Genomic DNA, 23,857 nt, shown 5'->3' with positions numbered 1-23,857 from the left:
CACACTCTCTGTGATCTCGATCACAATCGTTGAATATTAATATAACGGCTAATCCCTAGTATGTAAATGGGTTTTAGTAATTTAAAGCTAAAACTCGCTAAGTTTTTTTAGGAACTAAATCATCTTATCCAGTTCATCCAAAATCATGAAAATAAAACAAGAAAAAGACCGTAAAGGGGGGCCTTTACGGTCTTTTGGCCTTACAGGATAATGGCGATTAATCCACCTGAACCTTCGTTAATGATGCGTCCCAGCGTCTCTTGCAGCTTGTATCGTGCGTTATCTGGCATCATTGCAATTTTACCCTGAATGCCTTCTCTCACGATGGAATGCAGCGAACGACCGAACATATCTGAATCCCATACCTTGATTGGATCGTTCTCGAAGTCCTGCATCAAGTACCTCACCAGTTCCTCACTCTGTTTCTCCGTTCCGATAATCGGTGCAAACTCCGATTCCACATCAACCCGGATCATGTGAATGGATGGTGCGGTTGCTTTCAGGCGGACGCCGAACTTCGTACCCTGCCGGATGAGCTCTGGTTCATCCAGTGCCATCTCGGCGAGGGATGGAGCTGCGATGCCGTAGCCGGTCGTTTTGACCATCTCCAGCGCTTCAGCGAAGCGATCGTACTCCCTCTTCGCATGGGAGAATTCCTGCATCAACTGCAGCAGATGGTCCTTGCCTCGAATTTCAATACCAACGACTTCCACGAGGATCTGATCGTATAATTCATCCGGTGCATACAGATCAATTTCTGCCACACCCTGCCCCATGTTCATGCCGCTCAGACCGGCACGGTCGATGAATTCATATTCCATGAACTGAGCAACAACCCGATCCACATCACGCAGCCTGCGAATATCCTTAACCGTGTCGCGCACGGAATTTTCGTAGTTGCTGCGCAGCCAGTGATTTTCGTTCAGAACCATTACCCAGCTCGGCAGATTCACATTCACTTCATGTACAGGGAACTCATACAGCACTTCGCGAAGCACACCAGTCACATCGTCTTCTGTCATTGTAGCTGCACTGAGGGTCATGACCGGAATGTCATACTTAGCAGCAAGCTCACTTCGCAATTGCAGCGCTTCTTCACTGCGAGGGCGAGTCGAGTTGATCACCAACACGAATGGTTTACCCACTTCCTTCAGTTCAGCAATGACACGTTCCTCAGATTCCACATAGGAGCTCCGGGCAATCTCCGCAATCGTGCCATCTGTTGTGACCACAACACCCAGTGTCGAATGCTCCTGAATGACCTTGCGCGTGCCAATTTCGGCAGCTTCCTGGAACGGAATCGGTTCTTCAAACCAAGGCGTGGAGATCATGCGTGGCCCATTCTCGTCCTCGTATCCCTTGGCTCCTTCCACTGCGTAACCTACACAATCCACAAGGCGCACATTGACATCAAGTCCCTCTGCGACCTTGATTTGAACCGCGTTATTCGGTACGAATTTTGGCTCCGTCGTCATGATGGTTTTGCCAGCTGCGCTCTGAGGCAGTTCATCTACTGCCCTGGCACGGTCTGCCTCGTTTGTGATGTTTGGCAGCACAATCGTTTCCATGAAACGTTTGATAAATGTTGATTTACCTGTCCGGACTGCGCCGACAACCCCGAGATAAATATCCCCTCCGGTCCGCTCGGCAATGTCCTTAAAAATGTCCACTTTCTCCAATGAAATCCCCTCCCTAAATTACTCCGAAGGAAAAATGCTAAAGAGCATCCGCTTCGTTTTTTCAATCAGAAGACTGAAATCCCTGCAACGGTAGAGCCGCCTTTGTGAGTGCCCGGAAGTCGTCCGCCGCCGAACGTTGCATTCTGATGAAACCGGCGAAAGCGGCGTTAACTCGTACATGCAATTGGACTAGTATCATCTTATGTATCCGTATGCAGCATTATGACGCGTATTTTTGTTTTTTTCTTAAGGTAGTGACCTTAAGAGAATCGCCCCGCTCTCGGACTGCGCGTCTTTATTTCAATCTACTTTATGAGCGTACCAAAGCATTTATGCCGGTTCGTTGCTGAGAAAGGTGAGATGAGCATGGCACAGATCAAAATTTATGGAATAGGTGCGTACCTAAACCCTCTGAAAGAGCAGCTTTCACAAGTCATACACTCTGTTATGGTGGAGGTTGTAGGATTGCCTGAGAACAAGAAGTTTCATCGTTACTTTCCCATGGACACAGCGGATTTGAAATACCATATTTGAAACACCACGCAGTCATTGGGGTATTCGAGGATTGCCTGGCGATGAACTTAACTTGAGTTATAAAGTTGAGGTCTGAACCAATCATCTAAGTAAAACTTACGGACCATATGATGTGACTTTAAACCGACATACAAAAAAGAGATATCCCGTGATGCGGAATATCTCTTTTTTAGGGCCAATCATCGGATCGCATGCATTCGAATCGAATGAATACCTCATGATTACTTTTTTGCAACCGGAGTGTTATTCTGCCAGGTGTAGGCGACCGATTTTACCGGGACAAAGTAAGAGTGCTCCAGCAAGAAATCACGCATATCTTCCACTTTCGTTGGAGGACTATCCGACTTCTCTACAGCCTGCATAATGTCAAAAGCATAATCTACATAGACATTGCCTTCGTCATCCATCATGAATGGCAGCTCCTGACCTGAATAGACACTATTCAACGTAACCGCTGGGGCACCAGCCTGTGCAGCTTGTTCCATATCTACAGCGTATATATCCGGATACAGTTCTTCCCCGCGTGGCAGTTGATTGTTATGTACGGACTTATACTGATTGACCATTCGTTGAACGTCGTTTACTTTCTGCACGGTTTGAAGATCCATGACTTTAATCGTTGGCTTCACTTCTTCATCCTGTATGAGAAAGTAAGCGCTACCACCACTTTCAAACGCCGTTCCGGGTATTTCATCCAGATATCCCTGCTGTTTCAGCTTGGACAGATCGACTCTGAATTTTTCATATTTAGGTGTTTCCATATCTGCATTGATTATGGGCAAAATCCCCTGATCCTGTTGGAACGCTTCTACCGCAGTTTGAATACGGCTTACACTTTCCTTATAAGCTACTTTGGGATCGGGATTACTCTGAGATTGATACATACACCCCGTTGCTGTCATAGCAAACAACAGGAATACGATTAGACAGGACGTCTTCTGCATCTGACGCCTCGGCCCACGTGGCTTCACGTTCTTCGTCATATTCACGCTCATCCGTATCCTCCTTGAATCGTTCCACTACGTATTCTTAGAACCAATCGTCCTCTTCCTGCTGCTGACGCTCCAGTTGTTTACGAATCGCCGCCTTCAAGGGATCCTCCGGAACATGAACCGTTACGGATCCCCGCACTTTCGCCTGACAAGATAGCCGGGTGCCTGCATCCAGCAGCGAACCCAGCTTATGCTTCTCCGCATCTGTTGGTGGATGCAGCGCAGCAAGATATTCCGTATCTACTTTCACCTTACACATCAGGCAGGCTGCCTTTCCATCACAACGAGTTGCTATCTTCACTCCTGCACGGCGTGCAGCATTTAGCAGCGTTACCCCTGGCTTTAGCCGAATCGTTTTATTTTGTGGTAAAAAAGTAATATTGTAATCCATAACTCTTCCTCCCTCAACCTACTGAGGCCATTGAAAGCCAACAAGCTCTTCAACTTCTGCTCTGAATCGACTTGTCCATATATTTTGCTGCCCCAATAAAGTCATTAGAGGTTGATGTAATTCGGGCATCTTCCGAATCTCTCTTGCAATGGGTTCATACCGATCGGCTCGGCCTCTCATCAGATTGAACAACAGCTCATGCGCAAGCGGCATTAGTCGCAATGTGTACGAACCCACTTTCGCCTCAGGTGCATACGCGGCTAATACATGTTCAATTTCAATACGGTACCAACTTTTACGTGCCCACACTTCAAAACCACCAACCAGCTCCATCGCACAAGTCCCTACCTGATAATGACTAAGCAGCGAGGCATAAGGTCCAGTCTTATCTACCACAGGCTCGTCCAGCACCAATCCAGGCGCAGATTTATGCAGCACCTTAGCCGCAGTGATATCAGCGTAAATGTCAATATCTCTGGGAGCCTGCTGTAACTCCACCTGTTGGAGCAATAATCCACAGCTGCCCCCAAGCAACCACGTATGAGGCTCTGTATCCCAGGCTTTCGCCGTCTCCAGCAAAGCCGCGTGTAATTCCGGATAGCGCTCTGTCCGATCCTCCGTTTCATGCGGCCTCATCGGCTCACCTTCCCTTCATCCGTTTTCGTTGTGTCAGCTCTTATGATGTGTTTATGCGGATGTTATCTCTCAGGCGAGAAAGATCAGGTTAGAGAAGCTATTCCGCCGAAAAAGCCAATCAGCATAATGAGAAAAGCAATTAACGAAAGAATTCCCCGTACAATTCCTTTCGTTTTGGCACGAGCAAACGTAATCAGGAATACAGATAGTCCCATAATGAGGATTGCGACCAATGAAAGCCACATCTTGTCCATTGCGTTCATATTCCAGAGTTCTCCCCTTCAGTCCGTTATTCATCACTGACACTGTGACAATTGCAACTATTATAACACGAAACATAGCTCCACTTTCCAAAAAAAAGACAAAAAGCAAGCCGGCAGATGCCGACTCGTCTCTTTGTCTTGCTCGATCGCCTGCAGAGCAGGCGCGATCTATTATTTTTTCATCATCATTTTCATTAATGATTCCATACTGTTTGGGTTTAATCCGCTTTTTTTGACGGCACTCACGATATCCTGAACTGTATCCTCAGATACCGGCACTTTTGCCATGGCGGATACTTGCTTGATCAGTTGGCGCAACTGAGCTTCATTCTGCATGGTGGACGGTTTTACTGTACTCGCCAATTTTTTGACGGCACCTTCCGTAATCGATTTCCCTGCTTTTTTGTTGATCGCTTTCAGCGCTTCCTTGGAAATGTTGTTAGCCATTCGTCTCCCCTCCTCCGGCAATACTCATGTGTATAGTATGAGTGCACCGTAAAAAAGGTGAATAAGCTTTCTCATTTCGGGAAAGCCGCCTACGCTACCATCAGGAATGCCACTGCTCCCAGGTTTCAAGCGTCATGACTTCCATTTCGGTCTTCGGATCACGTCCCATCAATGCTTCAACCGCATCCCGCGGCTGTCTCTCTTGAAAAAGAACGTGATAAAGCTGATCTGCAATCGGCATTTGCACACCGTATTTCTGAGAAATAAAGTGGGCGGCCTGCGTGGTCCGAATGCCTTCCACAACCATGCCCATGGAACTCAAAACATCGTCCAGCTTCTGTCCTTTGCCCAGCAAGGAACCTGCTCTCCAGTTACGGCTGTGCTGACTAGTCGCGGTCACGACCAAATCGCCGATCCCTGCAAGTCCGGAGAACGTGAGCGGATTCGCTCCCATCTCCACACCGATGCGTGTGATCTCGGCCAGCCCGCGTGTTAGCAACGCTGCTTTGGCATTGTCACCAAAGTTAAGGCCATCTGACATACCTGCTCCCAGCGCGATAATATTTTTGAACGCTCCCGCCAGCTCTACACCAATCATATCTCGATTAGTGTACACACGGAAATAAGCATTCATAAATAAACCTTGGGCTGCCTCGGCAGAAGCTTTGTCCAGTGATGCCACAACAACCGTTGTTGGGCAACGCTTAACCACTTCTTCCGCATGGCTTGGACCAGAAAGCACAACGACACGTCCTTCTTCACATTCAAGTTCTTCCGAAATGACCGTGGACATGCGTTTGAGGCTTTCTGTCTCAAACCCCTTGGTTGCATGAATGATTAACATTTCCGGTTTGTAATAGGCCTTAAGCTGATGAGCAACCGAACGCATCGCCGATGAAGGAGCAACAATTAACACAGCTGAAGCTCCTTCAACTGCCTTTGCCATATCTGTTGTTGCCTGAATAAGGGGCGACAGCTCTGCATCGGGAAGGAAGCGTTGGTTAGTATGTTTATTATTGATCTCTGCGGCCTGGTCTTCACCACGTGTCCACATGATCACATCCAGCTGATTGGCAGCCAATACACTGGCGAGTGCAGTACCCCAACTACCCGCAACCAGAACAGCAACTTTTTTAGACAACTCGTTTTCCCCCTCCAGGGTTTTTCGATCCCAATTTATTTTCCTGTCCTTTGGCGAGCTTCGCAATATTGGTACGATGTCTCCAGAACGCAAACAGACAAATAATCAGACTTCCCCAGAAGATACTCATTGAGTATCCGGGCAACACAAGGATGAAGAGCGGTGTCAAAGCTACAAAAATAAGGGAACCCAGTGAAACATATCGTGTCAATACGATGGACAGGATGGCAAATACCCCGGCGCACAGCGCAGGAATAAGTGCAAGAGTCACGAGCACACCGATTGCTGTCGCGATTCCTTTTCCTCCACGGAAACGGAAGTACAGCGGCCAGTTATGTCCTGCAATGGCAGCTATACCACTTAGTGCAGGAATCCAATCGGAACCGTTGCTGAACCAAACCCCAATCCAAACGGCCGCAATACCTTTGAGTACATCCAGCAGCAGTACCAGAATTGCCGGCCCTTTTCCCAATATCCGCAAAGTATTGGTGGCTCCTGCATTTCCGCTTCCGTGCTGACGGATATCGATCCCCCGTAGTGCTTTTGCAAGGAGGACACTAAAGCTGATTGAACCGAGCAGATAACTCAGGACAATCGCTGCGATTTGTAAAATCACAAACTTCTCCCCTAACCTTCGTCGGACTTCCTCCGAGTAAATATGCGAATTGGTGTCCCTTCAAAATCAAACGCTGCACGAATTTTATTCTCCAGGTAACGTTCATAAGAAAAGTGCATCAATTCCGGATCGTTTACAAAGATAACCATGGTCGGAGGTTTAACGGCAACCTGCGTCACATAGTTAATTCTCATTCTGCGTCCTTTATCTGTTGGCGGCGGATTAATCGCCACTGCATCAGACACGACATCGTTAAGCAGATGCGTCTGAACACGCATAGAATGCTGCTGTGCTACACGCTGCACAACAGGCAACAATTTTTGTAAGCGTTGTTTTGTCTTGGCTGACAAAAATACAACCGGAGCGTAAGTCATAAACAGGAAATGATCCCGAATTTTCTTCTCAAACTCATTCATTGTTTTATCAGACTTCTCGACAACGTCCCATTTGTTCACAACAAACATAGAAGCTTTACCTGCTTCGAATGCGTAACCCGCAATGTGCTTGTCCTGCTCAATAATGCCTTCTTCGCCATTAATAACAATCAGAACAACATCTGCACGCTCAATGGCACGCATCGCACGCATTACGCTGTATTTCTCCGTGGTTTCATAGACTTTACCACGTTTACGCATACCTGCTGTGTCGATCAGCACATAACGCTGGCCGTCTTTTTCAAACGGTGTATCAATAGCGTCCCGCGTCGTTCCAGCAACATCACTGACAATAACACGTTCTTCACCCAAAATAGCGTTCACCAATGAAGATTTACCCACGTTAGGACGTCCGATCAGAGCTACACGAATGACATCGTCATCGTAAGTCTCTTCCTCAAGTTCAGGTAATTTCTCTACGATGGCGTCGAGCAAATCTCCTACACCTGTACCATGACTTCCTGATACTCCAATTGGATCACCAAATCCAAATCCATAAAACTCATAAATGAGCTCACTGCGCCCGATATTATCCACTTTGTTAACGGCTACAACGATAGGCTTGCCCGAGCGGTACAACATCTCTGCGACTTCTTCATCAGATTGCGTAATCCCTGCTTTTGCATCACACATGAATACAATAACATCCGCTTCTTCAATGGCGAGCTCTGCCTGCATCCGGATTGATTTTAAAATGACGTCCTCGCCGTCGATTTCGATACCACCTGTATCGATAATGCTAAATGGTTTACCGTTCCATTCGCCGATTCCGTAGATACGGTCACGGGTAATGCCCGGCTTGTCTTCCACAATGGCCAATCTGTCGCCGATGATCCGATTAAAAATGGTGGATTTACCCACATTCGGTCGCCCGACAATTGCCACAACGGGTCTTGCCATACATTCCACTCCTCCTGTCCATACTTACGATACTCATCATAGCAAAAAACACCTGTCTTGGCTAACGTTTCATGCCGTTATACTCGCAATAACAACAATCGGCGAACCCGCTGGGGCTCGCCGATCTTGCTTTTATTGTTCAGCAAAATATGCAGTATATAACTAAGAACCAAGCATGTGTAACTTATTTGAATTTGCTGAGTTTGTCACCGAAGCGCTCGCCGAGCGTGATGCTCAGACCTTGATTGCTCATGGAAACGTTCGGGTTGTTGATTTCTTCACGTGGAGCATTGTTTCTTGCTGGTCTTTCTGATTTTTGTGCTTGAGCAGGAGCTTCTTCAGTTTCCTTAATGCTCAGGCTTACACGTTGCTCAGAAGGGTTCATGTCCAAGATTTTAACTTGAACTTCTTGTCCTTCTTTCAACACTTCGTGCGGAGTGCCAATATGTTTGTGGGAGATTTGCGAGATATGCACAAGTCCCTCAACACCAGGAGCGATTTCAACAAAAGCACCGAAGTCAACCAGACGTTTTACAACACCTGTTACGATATCGCTAGAGTTGAATTTGTCGCCAGCTGTTTCCCAAGGACCTGGTTGAACAGCTTTCATGCTCAGGCTGATTTTACCTTTTTCAGGATCAACTTTCAGCACTTTTACGTTTACTTTATCGCCTTCAGACAGAACGTCCGATGGTTTGTCAACGTGTGTCCAAGCCAGCTCGGATACGTGAACCAATCCGTCTACTCCGCCTACATCAACGAAAGCACCGAATTGAGTCAAGCGTTGTACCGTACCTTCGATCACTTGGCCTTCTTGCAAACCAGCCATAACGTTAACTTTGTTTGCTTCGAATTCTTGCTCAAGTACGTCTTTTTGGGAAAGGATCACTTTGTTGTTCTCACGATCGATCTCTTTCACTTTAACACGCAATGTGCGTCCTTTGTAATCGCTGAAATCTTCAACGAAATGGCGTTCAACCATGGAAGCCGGGATAAATCCGCGTACGCCCACGTCTGCTACCAGACCGCCTTTAACAACGTCAGCTACAACAACTTCGAATACGTCTTGGTCTTCAAAGTGCTTTTGCAATTGATCCCAAGCGTTTTCGCTGTCGATTGCACGTTTGGACAGAACGAGTTTTTCTTTCTCGTCGTCGATGCTAAGTACTTTAGCTTCAACTTCTTGTCCAACTTCAACTGCATCAGACGCGCTGTCTACGTGCAGAGAAGACAGTTCACGAATTGGAATTACACCGTCATATTTATATCCAATGCTCACATAGGCTTGGTTATCTTCCAATTTGACGATGGTTCCTTTTACGGTATCTCCTTTTTTCAAGGAAACGAATTGATCCAACTCATCTTGGGTTGCTTCTTGATTTTTCATTTCTTCCGACATGTCAAATACCCTCCTCAATTCAAAAACCCCATTATATTCAAACCTGCCTGTAGCAGAGTTCAAAACACTTTCATCACTGAATGAACATCTTTAGCTTCCCTCAAAAATATGGAAACATGCACTCAGCTGTCTGACGACGACGCCATTATTTGCTTGGCACGCCTGTCTGCACCATTTCATTAATCTTGGACATAATCTTCTCCGTCGCTCTCTCCAGCGCATCGCCGGATGGATCTTCCTTGAACTCGTCCAAATTCACTGGTGCTCCATAGACCACTTTCATCTTACGAAAAACCTTGTAGTTACCGATAATAGCGGCAGGAATAACTGTAGCACCACTTCGGAGAGCGAAGCTCGCTGCCCCTTTTTTGCCGATGCCTCCATCATTGTGTCGACTTCCCGAAGGAAAAATGCCAAGCACTTCACCATCACGCAAAATGTTGAGTGAGGTCTTGATGGATTCCTTGCTGACGCCTCCACGTTTAACGGGGAAAGCGCCTACGGCTTTGATAATTCGGCCGAAGACCGGAACATCAAACAATTCGCTTTTAGCCATGAAGCGCACCTGACGGCTAATCTTGATACCTACCGTTGGAGGATCAAAGTTACTGATATGATTGGAACATAAAAGTACGCCGCCTTCTTTCGGGATGTTCTCCCGTCCAACTGCCTCCAGGCGGAAAAGAATGGTGTAAATGATCCGCAGTAATGTGCTGCAAAATGTGTAAATCATAGACCGATCTCTCCTCTGACCATTGTGCAATAAGACACGATTTTGTCAACCACTTCATGGATGCTCATCTCAGTTGTATCGAGCACGGTAGCGTCCTCAGCACAACGAAGCGGGGATACTTCCCGACTTTCATCCAATTGGTCACGGGTGGCAATGTCTCGCTCAAGTTGCTGCAACGTCAGTCCTTCTGAGGGGTCCAGTTCTTTGAAGCGGCGAAGTGCACGCTCTTCCACACTGGCAGTCATGAAGATTTTCACTTCCGCGTCGGGCAATACTGTCGTTCCGATATCGCGTCCATCCATGACGACGCCCTTGCGCAAAGCCATTTGCCGCTGTGTATCCACCAATTGCGTACGCAGCCCCTCGATTTGCGCATATCGGGACACGATTCCCGTCACTTCACGGGAGCGGATTTCCGAGGTTACATCTTCCCCATTACAGAACACTTTCTGTCCGTCGGGATCCGGTTGTAAATCAATGACCAGCTTCTGGGTTTCCTGAAGCACCTCTGGCACATCTTCCGGTGAAATACCTTTCCGAAGCATATGCAGGGTTACCGCACGGTACATTGCGCCAGTATCAACGTATATATACGCGAGCGCCTCTGCAACCAATCGGGCCACCGTGCTTTTCCCGGCACCGGCAGGTCCGTCAATTGCAACGTTCATCTTCCCGTTCTCTGATGTGTTCTGGCTTGCCAACGGGGCATTCCTCCTCAAACGATAAGCCTCAATAAAAAAACAGGCATTGCCTGCATCGTCAAAATTATACCACACTATACACATGGATGCAAAAACAGACAAATCAGTGATGCTATTATTCGTGCACCGTTTGTATCTGTATTGGTGTTCCTTCCAGACGATCAATGGAGGTCATATTTTTTTTCATATCAGGCACAAGAAGTATTAACTGGTAGATCACAAGCAGAATGAGAAGAGCTGTAATCAGCATCAGAGCCCTTCTCTCCATTCGCTTGGACAATACATAATATAGGCGCTCGTATCTGCGGGACGCATGGCGACGATTGTTCACAACCCGAACCTCCGTTTTTCCATTACAGTGCCCGCCACTGTCTCTTTTTATCCATATAATCACGATTCTTATTTCGTTCGATAATCCAATTGCCGTTCAAAACAAAACTTGATGATCTTCTGCCGCTCCGAATCCGAAATCTGCACAAACTTTAACATACACAACTGTCTGCCCGTTTCCAGTGTTTTGATCCGTACCACTTCGGCTTCAAAATTCGCATGTTCAATCACTGCATTACGATAAGGAATAAGCAGCCAGCATTTCAGCTTTTGCCCTTCCGCAATAGGAAAACTGGGTTCACCGTAAATGGACAACCCACCGCCGCCAATATCTTCAGTCAAGCCCACGGCTCGGGTCAGATCTTCACCCTGTATAGCCATTTCAAGGTTTGCATGAACACGCAGAAAACTGCGACGTTGAATTTTGGTAATGTCATCCGGCAAAGGTTTGCGAATTCGTACAAGACGGACCACATCTTCTTCAAATCCGGTAACGTACGTGTTGAAATAATGACGAACCCCGTCTTCCGTAATATAAGAAATGGACAATTCCTCACCAAAAAACAACCTTTTCAACCGACTGCTTCCCTGCTGCATCGGAACTTCGATCAGGAAACTATGCTCATCCACATCCGCTATGCGTGATTTATATTCTTTGCTTTCCTCTTTTTCATCTGCAGAGGCAATCTGGATGTATAAAACTTCATTTATTTTGGGAAACAAGCTGTTCACCGCCACCTTAGCTTTTTATCTTGGCATCATATGTACAAGGACTATTATACCATGACCTTTCTCATAGTGGACAACAAAAAACAGACCATCTAGTGGTCTGTTTCGTAATCTAATTGCCTTTTAACAAGCTGCTGACTTCTGGAGGTTATGTGGTCTCATTCACCGGTTTGATTTCCTCAACAGCTTCTTCCATACCTGTATCGGCGTTGATGTAAATTCTATATTTCGTGCCGTTAATGCGTCCGCCGAATTCGTAACAAAGAACTTCTTTGCTGTAATCATTCTTAATGAGTGACTTACGAACGTAGCTCTCCTCGAATTCCGGATTCAGCTTTTTGCGGGCTTGTTCAACTGTGAGTGCAGCTTTTGGAATCTCCCGTTTCTTCTGATGCTCATACACAAAGTCACTTGCCTGGAAGCCGGTAACATCCCCGTTATCGAGACCTACTCGAACAGACATTTTTTCCGGATAAATCAATGTATCGCCTTGTTTGCGCACATAGGTCAGGTTACCGAGATTGCCAAACTCATCGTAATTGACCGCCTTCATATCTTTGTAACCCTTATTGGAAAGGAATTGATCCGCTTTTGACATGGCATCTTTACGTGTTACTTTCTTTGTCCCGATCGGACGAGTGTCACTGTATGAGATGAGCAGACCACCATTACGTGTAAAGTCCATCATCAATTTACTGTCTTTGGACTGATTAATCGTGGCTGTGTACGATTCCCAATCTGTGCCTTTCCCATTTTCCTGTACTTGAATCTTACTGTGCTCGGCGTCAGAAAACTTGGCAGCTTTCGTTTGGATCTGCTCTTTGGTCATCGGTAAGCCATCCAGCTTTTTCACCGAACGTTTGGCATAAATGCTTGAGACTGAAGGACCCCAGTCAAGTTCAGGGTACTCCTGTACCTTTTTGTTGACCGTCCGGAATCCATCCACGATGGTATTATCCATTGTTTGCTGTTCCGTCGCCATAGCCGACTCCGCATCCATCCAGCGCAAACGGTCCGAAAGGACTTTCTGCTGAACATTCTGCAGATTTTTGGTAATCTCGGATGAATTCGCATACAGCTTTTTCAGGTTACCCATTTCCTTTTCACTTAAAGGTTCATTGGTCAGATCACGCATGGACGCTTGATAAGCAAAGTTGGAGATGCGGGAGAGAAACTCCTCCGTTTCACTGAATGGCAGCATCGTGAGCGGCAATTGGTTAATTTCATTTTGCGCTTCACTGGTAAGTCGCCATACATTCATCAGACCTTTACGATGCATCCCTTGGGACGTGGCATGAACCGCCAGTGTATTCCCAATCTCCGAGTGCAATTTGTCCATATGAAATGATAAATCGTGAAAAGCACGCTGGTATTGATTCTCTGCCTTGATCAGAATTGCATTTTTCTCCTGGTTCTCTTGGTATCCCCATACGAGAGCACCGATTAACAGAACTGCAAATATCGGAAACATAACTGAACTTAAACGTTTATACATCGATAGAGTCTCCTTTCTTCTAAGCCACTACCTCTATTGTGGATCGAAGAAAGACCTCTTATGCATGCGATTTCCAGTCTGTCCAATGACGGGCTTATTACGAATGGTTCCAAGACGTTAGTTTAATTCAATTGAACCCAGGTTGTACCGCCATCTTCCTCAATTTCGAACTGATCCCGATTGTCACACAAACACTGTTTAAAACCGGTCTCGATTCTTCCGCGTTCCTTCTTGCCTCGCAGTGTAAAACGTTCTCCACATTGTTTGCATCTGATTTTAATTTTGATTCTCATCACGCTTATCCCCGTTTCTATTTGTCTTTCCCCGGGAATTTTTATTGTTGCAGCAAAAAAAACACACCAGGGCATCAGGCGCAGGTTGCGCTCCATGTCCACCAGTGTGTCCGTATTTTTATAATTTAATCTCTTCCTCACGCTTCACAAAACGAAAAGGAGAACGATTATTGGCCCTTGTAATCTTGCCGATTGCTCCGTACCATAATCCCGCCATCAATGGCGCAATGAACCACAACCAATGATTCACCATGGTATTCATAATGACATCGTAAAGTGCGTGCCAGAAGAACGGCAAAACGAGTGAAAGCATAAGAAACCAACGTTTTTTCTTGCCATCCGTGAACTTGGCCCGCCCCATGTAATAACCCATAATTACTGCAAACATGGCGTGACCCGATACAGGAAGCAAAGCACGAATAAACATGGCAGAGACGGAAGCATTCCCCGCAAAGGCATACAACACATTCTCAACCGTAGCAAACCCGAGTGAAACAGCAACGGAGTAAAGAATCCCATCATAAGGCTCGTCAAATTCAGTATGGTTATAGATAATATGGTATATCACAAACCATTTGACGAACTCTTCAACCCAACCTGAAATGAGGATGGCTTCAACATAAGGATTATCTCCAAGCCAGATCATCATGCCACGCTGAATAATCATCACAGGTAATACCATTAGAATTCCCATGAGAAAGACTCGAAATACCATGTGAAGAGGTTCAGAGTCATAACGGTCTTTCAGATAAAAGTATGTTAACAAGGCGAGACCCGGAGCTACTGCTGCCGCTAAAACCGAAAACAAAAGCACCGAAATTCCCCCTCTGACTAAGAACGCAATTACAACTAGAGCTTAATCCTGACGTTTGAAGTGGGTGCAAATAACCTCAATCGCTTGCTCAGGCATAACAACCTTTCCATACTCTTCCATGACTGCTGGAGTAACTGAAGACCCTTCACCAAATTCAGCAAGCAGTGCAATCAGCGCTGCATGTTTGGTGGAATCCACGTCATCCGGTTCCAGATGCAAAAACCACTTGTCTTTATAGGAATAGAGTCTTCCAGCATCCGTTACGTGCTGACGCAACATATGTGCAGCCTCAATTAGCACTTCAAAATCTTTGAATGCATAGACGATGGAATCGCTTTGCTCAAGTGTAACTTCCATCTCATATACTTCTTCAGGCAGATCATCCTCGTTACCTGAACCATATTGTTGCGGATCATATTTCCCCCGGGTAACAATGACAACCATCCCTTGAGCGGGAAGTGCGAATACTTCGACAGCAAGCGGACCTGTAGCATCAAATCCAAGTTCGGAATAAGCCTGGTCCATCATTTCAGTGAACAGTTCATGAACTCTAGGTATTTCCTGCCACATATCTTCCTTTTGTATTCCGCGCTCGCTCAGATCGTCAAAGGTCAGGAAAATCCGTATCTTATCGTGACTTAATCGTTCTATTTTCATACAGGATCTCCCCTTTATAAGCAAGTCTTATAACAGATTATGAAGCACAAAACAATATGTGCTGAAAATAAATCTATGTAGTTATGTTATCATTTTATACCTCCAAATGCACGAAGTAAAATCGACAAAAAAAGAATCATTCCACATCAAAACAAGACTGTGGATGATTCTAATGGGAAGTTTGTGTTTATAAACCCGGTACTGTTGTGTTTGTTTGAGTTAAGATTTGCTCAACTTCATGTTTAACATCCGGATTGGTGCGAATAAAATCTTTGAGCATGTTCATGTTCTCTTCTTTTTCCTGCGGAGTAATCGGTTTGGCCGTTTTTTTATGCGTACTTTTGTGGGAATCTCCGCTTTGTTCGTTTGACTTAGAGCTGAACCCGTCCATACCAGGGAACGTCATCTCCATCATTTTGTGTTTGGCCTGATTCATCATGTTGCGGGATGAACCGGAAGACAGCATAGACATTTTACCTTTGGACAGCCAAGAAGTGGCTGCTACACCAATTACAACACCCCAGAAAAAGGATGACGCCTTCATTACACCAACCTCCTTTTAATGTTAAAATCACAACTAGTGTTTGCGGGAGCGCGTCATCTCATTCCGCATAAATACAGGAAAGCGAGTTGAAGTCATGATTAGACACACCACCGCCTTAATTATGATCGTTTGCATGCTGTTGTCAGCGTGTGGAGCCAAGGACGAAACAACGCCTGAAACGACGATGTCCAGCAATGGCTCGGTTACTTCGACGCAGGAGCAACCAAACGAGCCAACTGCCACTGGCACAGAAGAAACACAAACCAATGATTCCCAGTCCACTACGGACTCAACATCTGATCATGAATCACCTAGGCGTGACGAAACGTCCACAATAGAAAAGGAAGAAAATGACAACACTTCCGGACAAACAACCGAAGATAATATTGAAAAAACGTATCACATGAACGCCAATTATTACATCAAACCAAACGACAAAGCGAGCGAAAGCAAGGTTGTATTGTTGACATTTGATGACGGACCTAAAGAAGAAAAAATGATTAACGGATTAATCGACACATTGGATAAACATGGCGCGAAAGCAATATTTTTTGTTAACGGATACCGAGTGAAAAGTCATCCCGAGTTGCTGGAGATCATTCATAAACGTGGTCAGATTGTAGGAAATCATGCCTGGGATCATGAAGATCTGAAAAAGATGTCCACTACGGCAGCCGCCAAACAGGTAACCGATGTGCAAAAAATTGTAAAAGAAACGATTGGCGTGGAGCCTCAGTTCTTCCGCCCGCCGTTCGGATCCGGAAATGATGCACTGAAGGCTACAGTCAAAAATAACAGCATGTTATATATGACATGGTCCAATGGCTCACTGGATTGGGATAAGAGCACCAAAAACAAACCGGAGAAAGTCATTCAGAATGTGCTGGATCAATTAAATCCCGGCAGTAATATTTTGATGCATGAGTTGCCCTGGACGGTTGAAGCATTGGATGAGTTGTTAACCAAACTCGAACAGAAAGGCTACACATTCGTCGACCCTCGCTCCATTGAACTGGAAGCACGCTGAGTTTCAATTACAATCGGTGTAGTCTCAGTGATCCATTTGGAATTGGCCCGAAGCAACATACAAAGTTAACTCAAATAAACAGCCTTGATCCTATACGGATCAAGGCTGTTTATTTGAGAGCATTCTCAATGTAATGATATGCATTTCTGCTGGACAACAAAGTCTGAGCGGCAAATGATTTGTTCCATATCCTTTGCTAACAAGCATTTTGCCTTCTAGCCCATTATCCTTATCATCACGTTTCAAAGAGAACCACCCGCTAGACACGGAGCGGTACGCTTTGTTAAGAAACACGGGGCCAACGCCCGGAATTACCAATTGTCCACCGTGGGTGTGACCACTCAATATCAGATCCACAGGTTCATTCAAGTGAAGAGCCTGTAAGGGGTCGTGCACGATGGCAATCTTGCACTCTTTTGTATCCAATTCAGCAAGAAGCGAATCCCCTCGCCGTGAACGATAATCAACTCCGACCAGGCACAGTTTGCTTTTGCCTTTATGAAGATAGGCAGTTGAATCTTGTAGAAGTTGAACGCGTGTATCTCGGAATATACGTTCGAGCTGCGCAATTCCTGCTCTTTTATCATGGTTTCCATACACAGTATACGCAGGTGCAATATATGATAACAAGCTCATATTATGTCTGACGATGGGCCATGAGATTCCCTTTTCCGCCACATCTCCCCCAATGATAACCCAATCCACCTGATTTCGAAGGTGTTCCAGATCATTGTTTTTCAGCTTGCGTTTATGAATATCAGATATATACAGTATTTTGCTTCCATCAAAAGAAGACGGTAAATTCGGCACTTCAACCTCTTCTGTAACAATGTGGTGAAGGTGGGCCTCCCTCCACATATGAACGAGCAATGCAATCCCTGCCAATATAACAGCAACGACCCAGGCCAGCATTACCATGGCCATGGAAGAAAAGTATTCAGAGGAGGCGCTCCTTTTATTCCCCACCAAACCAGACTGATTGTGAGCAAAACAAATATTAAAATGAGTGAATTCACAAATCGTTTACTGAGCCGTAAACGGCGAGAAGGATGAAGCTCCGTCCGTGTAGGAAGTGTGCCCGCTTCGGAAACGGATTCTTCTGATGGCTTTTGTTCTTTATTGGCACGTGCTGGTGCCCGCCGGGGAAGTACCGGACTTTCCAGCGATGATGTATAAGACTTGCGTTGTGATCTTGGTATAGAAACAGAGGTAATCGGTGTAAGTTCTCCTACCTCTGCGGCGGCAGCTGATTCAACGACCAGATTTGTTTGAGAAGCTTCAGGACGCTCAGATGTCTCTGTCTTATCTGAGTTACGATGGCGCTGACTGCCGTAAGTTTTCATTCTACTTAATTGCTGATTCATGATCCCCTCCGAAAACGTATCGCTAATCCAGACACCAAATCAATAATGAAATGACATAAAATAGGCGCCCATAATGTGCCGGATTGCATATAAATCCAACCCAATCCATAGCTTGAGACAAATACCCAACCCGTCGGAATCCAATGCCGCAGATAGCGAATATGGATGACCGCAAATAAAATACTTGTCCAGTAAGGACCTAACGCATACTGTATGGCTCCGCGAAATAACAATTCTTCACAAACAGCAACGATGGCTGCTATGCATACAATATGCCAGATCGGACGCTGACGGAACAGCATCTCGTTAATTCCCCCATCGTCCATACTTTCTTGAGGAATAACATAAGAAAGAACCAGGTCCATAACAAGCATAATGCCAGCCAGACCAAGGCCCCACCAAATAAAATGGTAACTGTCAGGCCAAGCAAGCACATCAAACAGATTTCTCTTCTGCAATAAAATCCATACAACCCCAATGATCAAAGTTAACCCTTGTGTAAAGTATAGATTGATCAGAAGCAAACGCTCGGTAAGTTGCTGTGGTTCAGCCTTCTGAATCTTGAACTTGGGAAACTTTAATTTTTTCATCGCCTGTGTCTGTCCTCTTGACTTATATTTGATGGATAACAAGTTCGTTGTCCAATCGGATAGTATACTAAATGATAGCCAAAAAACCAAATTGGTTCAAGGCCTGCCCCAAGTCCCGTTTTTTAAGCGAAGCTGTATCGAATGCGTTATTTCATTAATGCATTAAAATTCAATTCATAAAACAGCTTGTAATCGAGCTATTTATATCCATTAGGGAAGTCAATTCTTAATATTTGTATGCTTCCTTTGCCACTGAAGAAAAGAACAATAGTAAATCGAATTAAAACATTTAAGCCTATTGACATGCTCATGTCAGCCATGATACATTATGAAAAAATTAGTCACGTTAAACACGATGACGGAAAAAAGACGTTGCTTTGTCTTACAGAGAGCCGATGGATGGTGCAAATCGGTGGCAGGCAGATGATCTTGAGCGCTCCTGAGTTATTGCATTGAAATTGGAGTAGGTGCAATCGGTTTAGACCCGTTATCCTCTTCGGTCTTCATTGACCGCTAAGACTGTCGTTGCGAAACGGCGGTGAATTAGGGTGGTACCACGACAACTCTCGTCCCTTATTGCGCAAGCAGTATGTGGATTGAGAGTTTTTTGATTTATTTTAAAGTACAGACGTGGAATTGCCCTATTTGCTACACCCTCCTCCTCTGCTGCGACACCGCGTTGTTGAGAGGAAGAGTTCCAACGGTTTTAAGGAATGCCTCTTTCGTGAGGTGAAACCTTGACGATATAGATACACATACCTAAGGAGGAAGAAACCATGTACAAAGTGTTAGTGTCGGACCCCATTAGTGATCTGGGAATTCAGCAACTGGTGGATGCAAATGATGTTGTAGTTGAGAAGAAAACAGGTCTTAGCGAAGATGAACTTGTTGCAATTATCGGCGATTATGATGCCCTTCTGGTTCGAAGTCAGACTCGTGTAACGGATCGTATTATGACTGCAGGTACAAACCTCAAAGTCATCGGACGTGCCGGAGTAGGTGTAGATAACATTGATTTGGAAGCTGCTACCCAACGCGGTATCATTGTTATTAACGCTCCTGACGGTAATACGATTACGACATGTGAACATACATTTGCCATGATGATGGCACTGGCACGACATATTCCTCAGGCATATGCCAAAACCATTCAAGGTACTTGGGATCGTAAAACCTTCCTGGGTGTGGAGTTAAGAAATAAAACCCTGGGTGTGCTCGGTATGGGACGAATCGGTAGCGAAGTAGCTAAACGTGCCAAAGCATTCGGAATGGATATTCTGGCTTATGACCCGTTCCTCACTCAAGACCGTGCGGAGAAACTTCAAGTTAAGTTAGCTAGTGTGGATGATATCATTCGCAATGCTGATTTCATGACCGTTCACACACCATTAACACCTGAGACACGCCATATGATTTCCCGCCCACAATTCGAAGTGATGAAAAAAGGCATGCGTATTATCAACTGTGCCCGCGGTGGAGTTGTTGACGAAATGGCACTTGTTGAAGCCATTAATGAAGGTATCGTTGCTGGTGCAGCGTTCGACGTATTCGAGAGCGAGCCACCAGCTGCTGATCACCCGTTCCTGAATCATCCTAGCATTATTGTCACGCCTCATCTTGGTGCATCCACAGTAGAAGCACAAGAAAATGTAGCGATCGACGTATCCGAGCAAGTCCTGCATATCCTTCGCAATGAACCGTTCAAAAACGCGGTCAATATGCCTGCAGTAGCCCCAACCGTAATGAACAAACTGCAGCCGTATTTTAAACTGGGCGAAACACTGGGTAGCTTTGCAGCTCAGATCACTCAAAATGCGGTTCAGGAAATTCGGATCGACTATGCTGGAGATCTGTCTGAAGTGGATACTTCTCCTTTGACTCGTTACATTGTAAAAGGCATTCTGGCAAGACATTTAGGCGGGGAAGCCAATATTGTCAACTCCATGCATTTGGCTAAAGTGCGGGATCTCAACGTAGTGGTTAGCCAAACATCGACCACTAAAGGGTTTACCAATCTCATTACCGTCACACTTGTAACGACTCAGGATGCTGAAGAGCGTCGTGTTGCCGGCACCCTTCTTGCCGGTTACGGAGAGCGAATCGTTCGTCTGGACAAATTCCCAGTGGATATTGCTCCGGAAAGTCATCAAATTTTGATTTCGCATAATGATAAACCGGGTATCATCGGACGTGTTGGGACATTGCTTGGAGAAAATGAAGTTAACATCGCCTCCATGCAGGTTGGACGTAAAATCATTGGTGGAGCTGCTATCATGATTTTGACTGTTGACAAGGAAGTTCCAAAAGACGTGCTTGTGCAACTTGCAGCCCTTCCAGAAATCAATACAGCCGTTGAAATCGTTTTGAATTAATTGCCGGATTATACACTTTTAAGACAAAAAGAAGAGGCGAACCTTATCGGGTTCGTCTCTTCTTTATAACTCAAAAATTCTTTTTAAGAGCGTAATTCATGCATTAAGCTAATTGAATAATGTTTATAGTAGCCCCTGGTGGAGAAAGGATAGCTGTAGCAACAAGCCCAAATAATTGGAACTGGATAGTAGATCCGGCTGTAACCGTCACAATAAAGTCTGATTGCAACTGACTGAGAGAGAGTACTGGGGATACAACACTCGCTGGAATTGCTGTCCCGTTAAGTAAAATCCGGGATTGAATAGCAAGTGCCGCTGTCAGATTTATTTTATAAGAGATATAGTAGCGCCCTGCATTGGCAAGAGTGAAGGTATCATTCGTTCCATTGACGGTTATGCCAGTGCCTATATTTTGGTTATTCGGCAATGTAATCAATGTTCCACCCAAAATTACAATAATGGTACCACTTGTGTTCTCAGCAAATGCCGAATTCGAAGTTACAGAAGTTCCGGTTGCTCCGGTTGCACCTGTACCTCCAGTAGCTCCTGTTGCTCCGGTGACACTTTCTCCAGTAGCTCCTGTAACTCCTGTTGCTCCTGTACTTCCCGTTACACTCACACCAGTAGCTCCTGTGACTCCCGTGCTTCCCGTTACACTCACACCAGTAGCCCCCGTGACTCCCATTGCTCCTGTATCGCCAGTTACCCCAGTCGCTCCGGTGACTCCGGTATCCCCTGTGACTCCCGTGCTTCCCGTTACACTTATGCCAGTAGCTCCCGTAATTCCTGTTGCTCCTGTATCTCCGGTTACGCCTGCGACTCCCGTTGCTCCTGTATCTCCGGTTACGCCTGCGACTCCCGTTGCTCCTGTATCCCCGGTTATCCCAGTTGCTCCGGTATCCCCAGTGACTCCCGTGCTTCCCGTTACACTCACACCAGTGACTCCCGTTGCTCCCGTATCTCCGGTTACGCCCGTGACTCCTGTTGCTCCCGTATCTCCGGTTACGCCTGTGACTCCTGTTGCTCCCGTATCTCCGGTTATCCCAGTTGCTCCAGTGACTCCGGTGACTCCGGGATCGCCTGTTGCCCCTGTGCTTCCCGTTACACTAATGCCAGTAGCTCCGGTAACTCCAGTCGACCCGGTTACCCCCGTATCACCAGTACTACCCGTTACTCCTACTCCCGTTGCGCCTGTCGTACCTGTGGCTCCTGCGCCAGCCAGCAACGTGTAATCCGGGGATGTTTCCGGCGTACCTGTTGGCGATGCCACATTCGCAATATACGTACTGCCATCGAACGTTACCACTTGACCCGCCCGATACGTTGGCGCTACTGCGGGATCGAATGGTACCACGCCAGTCAGACCTGCGCCTGTCGCACCCGTTACACCTGTATCCCCTGTTCCGCCCGTCACACCTAATCCAGTTGCACCTGTCGCACCGGTGGCTCCTGCGCCGGCTAGCAACGTGTAATCCGGGGATGTTCCCGGCGTACCTGCTGGCGATGCCACGTTTGCAATATACGTACTGCCATCAAACGTTACCACTTGACCCGCTGTATACGTTGGCGCTACTGCCGGATCGAATGGAACGATCCCGCTCAGCCCTACTCCAGTCGCCCCCGTTACACCCGTAGGTCCAGTAGGACCTGCACCTGCAATTAAAGTATAATCCGGTGATGTTCCCGGCGTTCCCGTCGGCGATGCCACATTTGTAATATAGGTACTGCCATCAAGAGTTACAACTTGACCGGCCGGGTACGTTGGGGCCACTGCTGGGTCAAACGGCACAGAGCCACTGAGTCCCACACCAGTTGCCCCGGTAGCTCCAGTGGTTCCGCCTGACAAAAACAACGTGTAGTCCGGAGAACTTCCGGGTATACCCGTGGGCCCATTCGCATTAACAACATAAAGACTGCCACTATATGACACCACTTGACCTTCCACAAAGCTAGGTGCCTGAGCTGGATCAAAAAAGAAAATATCATTCAGTCCAACTCCCGGTAACCCCTGTGGACCTGGTACGCCTTGGGGACCTACTGGACCTACTGGACCTACAGGTCCTGCTGCTCCTCCTGGCCCGGCAGGACCTGGCACGCCCGGTACGCCCGGAACCCCTGGAACTCCGGGGGGACCTGGTGGGCCGGGGGTGCCAGGGGTTCCAAACGAACTGGTGGCACGACTCAATGATACGGATATGGACCGAATCACCCCAACCAGTTTATCTTTTTCTGCAGGCGGAACTTCCAGCAGCAACGTCACACTTAATAAATCATCAAGCAAATTTTGCAAGTTGCCAGCCAGATTGATGACGGCTACAGGCACAACTTCAGAGCCTGCTATTGTTAGCTCCAGTACGGATTGCAACTCCGCTTTCACACCAGCTCGAAAACCAGAGGTATTAACAAAGGTCAGCAAGCTCCGTAAACTGTTTTGCAATGCGAGAATATTTGACGCTGTAGGCTGACTGACAGCTGCAGGAATAGTCACTGCCAGTGCTTTCAATATGGATTCAAACTGCTCCACTTCACTCGATGTTATGGGAATAAACGGCGATCCTGCTCGAAATGATCTTCCTTCTAGAAAAGCTTTTATATTCACCCTTTTCCTCTCATCAGACATGCTTAATCCACTCCTCCTTTAACTACTTCGCTTTTCAAGCTTATGTTTAATAAGAGGCAAATTTATCTTGGACACATTTTTTGCTATAAAAAAAGTGAACATACTGTTCCACGTTGAACAAGATTAAACGGTAGTGTTCAACAAAAAAAGCACCCT

The 23,857-nt window shown here is 46.2% G+C and carries 25 protein-coding genes and 1 other annotated feature; of the genes, 2 read left to right on the top strand and 23 right to left on the bottom strand.

Annotated elements, in window-relative coordinates:
• Positions 1 to 200: 200 nt before the first annotated feature.
• The 19 genes from spoIVA to P5G61_RS11105 all read right to left on the bottom strand — a co-directional run bounded on the left by spoIVA (position 201) and on the right by P5G61_RS11105 (position 15,728).
• Positions 201 to 1,679, bottom strand: coding sequence for a stage IV sporulation protein A (gene spoIVA, locus P5G61_RS11200; RefSeq protein ID WP_024630674.1), 1,479 nt, complete (start codon positions 1,677 to 1,679; stop codon positions 201 to 203).
• 755 nt (positions 1,680 to 2,434) lie between these two features.
• A complete protein-coding gene (locus P5G61_RS11190; protein ID WP_301246470.1) occupies positions 2,435 to 3,208 on the bottom strand; it encodes a hypothetical protein in 774 nt (257 codons plus the stop codon).
• 34 nt (positions 3,209 to 3,242) lie between these two features.
• The gene (locus P5G61_RS11185; protein ID WP_301246469.1) at positions 3,243 to 3,596 is read right to left on the bottom strand and encodes a 2Fe-2S iron-sulfur cluster-binding protein; all 354 of its coding nucleotides are present in this window, start codon (positions 3,594 to 3,596) and stop codon (positions 3,243 to 3,245) included.
• A gap of 18 nt (positions 3,597 to 3,614) precedes the next feature.
• The gene (locus P5G61_RS11180) at positions 3,615 to 4,232 is read right to left on the bottom strand and encodes a hypothetical protein (protein WP_301246468.1); all 618 of its coding nucleotides are present in this window, start codon (positions 4,230 to 4,232) and stop codon (positions 3,615 to 3,617) included.
• Between the two features lie 83 nt (positions 4,233 to 4,315).
• Positions 4,316 to 4,495 (bottom strand): DUF2768 family protein, encoded by a 180-nt coding sequence (locus tag P5G61_RS11175; protein WP_024630679.1) that lies wholly within the window; start codon positions 4,493 to 4,495, stop codon positions 4,316 to 4,318.
• Between the two features lie 171 nt (positions 4,496 to 4,666).
• Positions 4,667 to 4,942, bottom strand: a complete 276-nt coding sequence (locus P5G61_RS11170) for a stage VI sporulation protein F (protein ID WP_301246466.1) — start codon at positions 4,940 to 4,942, stop codon at positions 4,667 to 4,669.
• 100 nt (positions 4,943 to 5,042) lie between these two features.
• Positions 5,043 to 6,083 (bottom strand): NAD(P)H-dependent glycerol-3-phosphate dehydrogenase, encoded by a 1,041-nt coding sequence (locus tag P5G61_RS11165; RefSeq protein ID WP_301246464.1) that lies wholly within the window; start codon positions 6,081 to 6,083, stop codon positions 5,043 to 5,045.
• On the bottom strand, positions 6,076 to 6,699 hold the full coding sequence (plsY, locus tag P5G61_RS11160; RefSeq protein ID WP_076288925.1) for a glycerol-3-phosphate 1-O-acyltransferase PlsY: 624 nt from the start codon (positions 6,697 to 6,699) through the stop codon (positions 6,076 to 6,078). The genes P5G61_RS11165 and plsY overlap by 8 nt, the downstream gene beginning before the upstream one ends.
• A gap of 11 nt (positions 6,700 to 6,710) precedes the next feature.
• A complete protein-coding gene (gene der / locus P5G61_RS11155) occupies positions 6,711 to 8,033 on the bottom strand; it encodes a ribosome biogenesis GTPase Der (RefSeq protein WP_024630683.1) in 1,323 nt (440 codons plus the stop codon).
• A gap of 184 nt (positions 8,034 to 8,217) precedes the next feature.
• Positions 8,218 to 9,432 (bottom strand): 30S ribosomal protein S1, encoded by a 1,215-nt coding sequence (gene rpsA, locus P5G61_RS11150; RefSeq protein WP_024630684.1) that lies wholly within the window; start codon positions 9,430 to 9,432, stop codon positions 8,218 to 8,220.
• A gap of 145 nt (positions 9,433 to 9,577) precedes the next feature.
• Positions 9,578 to 10,165, bottom strand: coding sequence for a lysophospholipid acyltransferase family protein (locus P5G61_RS11145; protein WP_024630685.1), 588 nt, complete (start codon positions 10,163 to 10,165; stop codon positions 9,578 to 9,580).
• Positions 10,162 to 10,866, bottom strand: coding sequence for a (d)CMP kinase (gene cmk / locus P5G61_RS11140; RefSeq protein ID WP_285080388.1), 705 nt, complete (start codon positions 10,864 to 10,866; stop codon positions 10,162 to 10,164). The genes P5G61_RS11145 and cmk overlap by 4 nt, the downstream gene beginning before the upstream one ends.
• 115 nt (positions 10,867 to 10,981) lie before the next feature.
• Positions 10,982 to 11,197 carry a hypothetical protein gene (locus P5G61_RS11135; RefSeq protein ID WP_301246460.1) on the bottom strand — a complete coding sequence of 72 codons (216 nt, stop codon included), beginning with the start codon at positions 11,195 to 11,197 and terminating at the stop codon, positions 10,982 to 10,984.
• 68 nt (positions 11,198 to 11,265) lie between these two features.
• Positions 11,266 to 11,919, bottom strand: a complete 654-nt coding sequence (locus P5G61_RS11130; RefSeq protein ID WP_079349431.1) for a flagellar brake protein — start codon at positions 11,917 to 11,919, stop codon at positions 11,266 to 11,268.
• Positions 11,920 to 12,073: 154 nt separating this feature from the next.
• A complete protein-coding gene (ypeB, locus tag P5G61_RS11125; RefSeq protein ID WP_285080385.1) occupies positions 12,074 to 13,420 on the bottom strand; it encodes a germination protein YpeB in 1,347 nt (448 codons plus the stop codon).
• 122 nt (positions 13,421 to 13,542) lie between these two features.
• Positions 13,543 to 13,809, bottom strand: coding sequence for a hypothetical protein (locus P5G61_RS11120; RefSeq protein ID WP_301246778.1), 267 nt, complete (start codon positions 13,807 to 13,809; stop codon positions 13,543 to 13,545).
• A 22-nt stretch (positions 13,810 to 13,831) separates the two neighbouring features.
• The gene (gene prsW, locus P5G61_RS11115) at positions 13,832 to 14,527 is read right to left on the bottom strand and encodes a glutamic-type intramembrane protease PrsW (protein ID WP_024630690.1); all 696 of its coding nucleotides are present in this window, start codon (positions 14,525 to 14,527) and stop codon (positions 13,832 to 13,834) included.
• A gap of 42 nt (positions 14,528 to 14,569) precedes the next feature.
• Entirely contained in the window at positions 14,570 to 15,184 is a 615-nt protein-coding gene (locus P5G61_RS11110) for a genetic competence negative regulator (RefSeq protein WP_024630691.1), read from the bottom strand.
• 187 nt (positions 15,185 to 15,371) lie between these two features.
• Positions 15,372 to 15,728 carry a hypothetical protein gene (locus P5G61_RS11105; RefSeq protein ID WP_024630692.1) on the bottom strand — a complete coding sequence of 119 codons (357 nt, stop codon included), beginning with the start codon at positions 15,726 to 15,728 and terminating at the stop codon, positions 15,372 to 15,374.
• Positions 15,729 to 15,822: 94 nt separating this feature from the next.
• On the opposite strand from P5G61_RS11105, the gene P5G61_RS11100 reads away from it, so the two are divergent.
• Entirely contained in the window at positions 15,823 to 16,755 is a 933-nt protein-coding gene (locus P5G61_RS11100; RefSeq protein WP_301246458.1) for a polysaccharide deacetylase family protein, read from the top strand.
• A 99-nt stretch (positions 16,756 to 16,854) separates the two neighbouring features.
• Here P5G61_RS11100 and P5G61_RS11095 read toward each other — a convergent pair whose 3' ends face one another.
• From P5G61_RS11095 to P5G61_RS11085, 3 genes are read right to left on the bottom strand one after another with little or no spacing between them, the layout of a single operon-like run.
• Positions 16,855 to 17,679: a metallophosphoesterase gene (locus P5G61_RS11095; protein WP_301246457.1), complete on the bottom strand. Its 825-nt coding sequence runs from the start codon at positions 17,677 to 17,679 to the stop codon at positions 16,855 to 16,857.
• Positions 17,667 to 18,098 (bottom strand): hypothetical protein, encoded by a 432-nt coding sequence (locus P5G61_RS11090; RefSeq protein ID WP_301246456.1) that lies wholly within the window; start codon positions 18,096 to 18,098, stop codon positions 17,667 to 17,669. The genes P5G61_RS11095 and P5G61_RS11090 overlap by 13 nt, the downstream gene beginning before the upstream one ends.
• 17 nt (positions 18,099 to 18,115) lie before the next feature.
• Complete coding sequence (locus P5G61_RS11085; RefSeq protein WP_024630696.1) at positions 18,116 to 18,709, bottom strand: type II CAAX endopeptidase family protein; 594 nt, start codon at positions 18,707 to 18,709, stop codon at positions 18,116 to 18,118.
• 346 nt (positions 18,710 to 19,055) lie between these two features.
• Positions 19,056 to 19,286: a binding site (T-box leader), on the top strand.
• Between the two features lie 199 nt (positions 19,287 to 19,485).
• On the opposite strand from P5G61_RS11085, the gene serA reads away from it, so the two are divergent.
• Positions 19,486 to 21,081: a phosphoglycerate dehydrogenase gene (serA, locus tag P5G61_RS11080; protein WP_079349437.1), complete on the top strand. Its 1,596-nt coding sequence runs from the start codon at positions 19,486 to 19,488 to the stop codon at positions 21,079 to 21,081.
• A gap of 103 nt (positions 21,082 to 21,184) precedes the next feature.
• Here the strand turns inward: serA and P5G61_RS11075 are convergent, their stop codons facing one another.
• Positions 21,185 to 23,701 carry a BclA C-terminal domain-containing protein gene (locus P5G61_RS11075; protein ID WP_301246455.1) on the bottom strand — a complete coding sequence of 839 codons (2,517 nt, stop codon included), beginning with the start codon at positions 23,699 to 23,701 and terminating at the stop codon, positions 21,185 to 21,187.
• Positions 23,702 to 23,857 lie beyond the last annotated feature (156 nt).

Origin of the sequence: Paenibacillus vandeheii (genome assembly GCF_030433635.1) — a bacterium.
Taxonomy (GTDB): Bacteria; Bacillota; Bacilli; order Paenibacillales; family Paenibacillaceae; genus Paenibacillus; species Paenibacillus vandeheii.
Note: the sequence above shows the minus strand (reverse complement) of the source record. Positions and strands in the feature narration are given on the sequence as shown.

Bases quoted from the DNA above. Each gene is read 5' to 3' on its own strand.
- ypeB (WP_285080385.1), bottom strand. From the start codon at position 13,420: ATGTATAAACGTTTAAGTTCAGTTATGTTTCCGATATTTGCAGTTCTG.
- P5G61_RS11110 (WP_024630691.1), bottom strand. From the start codon at position 15,184: ATGAAAATAGAACGATTAAGTCACGATAAGATACGGATTTTCCTGACC.
- P5G61_RS11075 (WP_301246455.1), bottom strand. From the start codon at position 23,701: ATGTCTGATGAGAGGAAAAGGGTGAATATAAAAGCTTTTCTAGAAGGA.
- P5G61_RS11085 (WP_024630696.1), bottom strand. From the start codon at position 18,709: ATGAAAAAATTAAAGTTTCCCAAGTTCAAGATTCAGAAGGCTGAACCA.
- der (WP_024630683.1), bottom strand. From the start codon at position 8,033: ATGGCAAGACCCGTTGTGGCAATTGTCGGGCGACCGAATGTGGGTAAA.
- P5G61_RS11100 (WP_301246458.1), top strand. From the start codon at position 15,823: ATGATTAGACACACCACCGCCTTAATTATGATCGTTTGCATGCTGTTG.
- rpsA (WP_024630684.1), bottom strand. From the start codon at position 9,432: ATGTCGGAAGAAATGAAAAATCAAGAAGCAACCCAAGATGAGTTGGAT.
- P5G61_RS11145 (WP_024630685.1), bottom strand. From the start codon at position 10,165: ATGATTTACACATTTTGCAGCACATTACTGCGGATCATTTACACCATT.
- P5G61_RS11120 (WP_301246778.1), bottom strand. From the start codon at position 13,809: ATGGAGCGCAACCTGCGCCTGATGCCCTGGTGTGTTTTTTTTGCTGCA.
- P5G61_RS11095 (WP_301246457.1), bottom strand. From the start codon at position 17,679: ATGGCCATGGTAATGCTGGCCTGGGTCGTTGCTGTTATATTGGCAGGG.
- P5G61_RS11185 (WP_301246469.1), bottom strand. From the start codon at position 3,596: ATGGATTACAATATTACTTTTTTACCACAAAATAAAACGATTCGGCTA.
- P5G61_RS11170 (WP_301246466.1), bottom strand. From the start codon at position 4,942: ATGGCTAACAACATTTCCAAGGAAGCGCTGAAAGCGATCAACAAAAAA.
- serA (WP_079349437.1), top strand. From the start codon at position 19,486: ATGTACAAAGTGTTAGTGTCGGACCCCATTAGTGATCTGGGAATTCAG.
- P5G61_RS11105 (WP_024630692.1), bottom strand. From the start codon at position 15,728: ATGAAGGCGTCATCCTTTTTCTGGGGTGTTGTAATTGGTGTAGCAGCC.
- P5G61_RS11180 (WP_301246468.1), bottom strand. From the start codon at position 4,232: ATGAGGCCGCATGAAACGGAGGATCGGACAGAGCGCTATCCGGAATTA.
- P5G61_RS11190 (WP_301246470.1), bottom strand. From the start codon at position 3,208: ATGAGCGTGAATATGACGAAGAACGTGAAGCCACGTGGGCCGAGGCGT.
- P5G61_RS11175 (WP_024630679.1), bottom strand. From the start codon at position 4,495: ATGAACGCAATGGACAAGATGTGGCTTTCATTGGTCGCAATCCTCATT.
- P5G61_RS11090 (WP_301246456.1), bottom strand. From the start codon at position 18,098: ATGAAAACTTACGGCAGTCAGCGCCATCGTAACTCAGATAAGACAGAG.